The sequence below is a fragment of the Chryseobacterium contaminans genome (assembly GCF_001684955.1).
In the GTDB taxonomy this organism is placed as follows: domain Bacteria; phylum Bacteroidota; class Bacteroidia; order Flavobacteriales; family Weeksellaceae; genus Chryseobacterium; species Chryseobacterium contaminans.
In genome coordinates, this window is sequence record NZ_MAYF01000219.1 from 1 (window position 1) to 1,077 (window position 1,077).

General features: G+C 37.1%; 1 pseudogene. It reads left to right on the forward strand.

Annotation, left to right across the window (positions count from 1 at the left end):
• Positions 1-1,036 (forward strand): annotated as a pseudogene (locus tag BBH99_RS11950) (aminopeptidase); the annotation flags it as partial.
• Between the last annotated feature and the right edge of the window lie 41 nt (positions 1,037-1,077).

Sequence of the window (1,077 nt, forward strand, 5' to 3'; positions counted from 1 at the left end):
TCCAAATCCTGAATATAACGAAATTTACGTAAGTCCTAGGATCAGATTCAACAATACTTATGATAAGTTTTTATTAGGAGCTAACTTTAAAAACCAATCGTTTTTTGATCAGAAATTCCTGTACTCATTTACCCCAACTTACAGTACCGGAACAGGAAAACTGACGGGTTCAGGAGGCGTATCCTACTCTTTCCTGCCTGCTGAAAGTATGTTCAGAAGTATTACATTTGGTGTTTCCGGATCTTACTTCCATTACGATTATGACTTAGCATACAGAAAAGGTTCTGTATTTTCAACCCTTAACTTTAGAAAAAATCCAAGGAGTACGGTGAGCAGAAGTCTTGGGGTTTCCTACAATTATTTTGAAAGAGATCTGAGCCCTGCAATGATTGCCAATGATGATTACAAAAAATATAATCTTTGGGGATTGGGATATAGCTATAGTGACAGTCAAATGATTCATGAAAAAAGTTTCAGCCTGAGTGCACAAGGTATGGAAGATTTCAATAAAATTACAGCTGAAGGGTTTTACAGATGGGAATTTGCTCCAAGGCAAAAGCTAAGTGTCCGTTTGTTTGCAGGATATTTTCTTAGAAACGATACCCGCAATGATTTATTCAACTATGGGATTTCAAGGGTCTCCAACTATACATTCTCTTATAATCTTTTAGGAGAAAGTGCCAGCAGTGGCCTTCTTTCGCAACAGTTTATTTTAGCTGACGGCGGGTTTAAATCATTTCTTCCGGGAACGGTTAATCAATGGATTACTTCTGCAAATATAGACTCCAGCATTTGGAAAATATTTCATGTATATGCTGATGCCGGGATCTATAAAAATAAGGATCGTTCTGCTAAATTCATCTGGGATAGTGGAATTAAAGTAAGAATCATCCCGGATTTCCTGGAAGTTTATTTTCCGATACAATCTTCATTGGGATTTGAACCTGGATTTAAAGATTATGCAAAACGTATCCGATATACGCTGGTTCTTAATCTCGGGTCCATTATTAATGCTGCAAGAAGAGGCTGGTATTAAAAATAAAGGAGCTGCCTATATACAAGCTGCTCCTTGTCAAA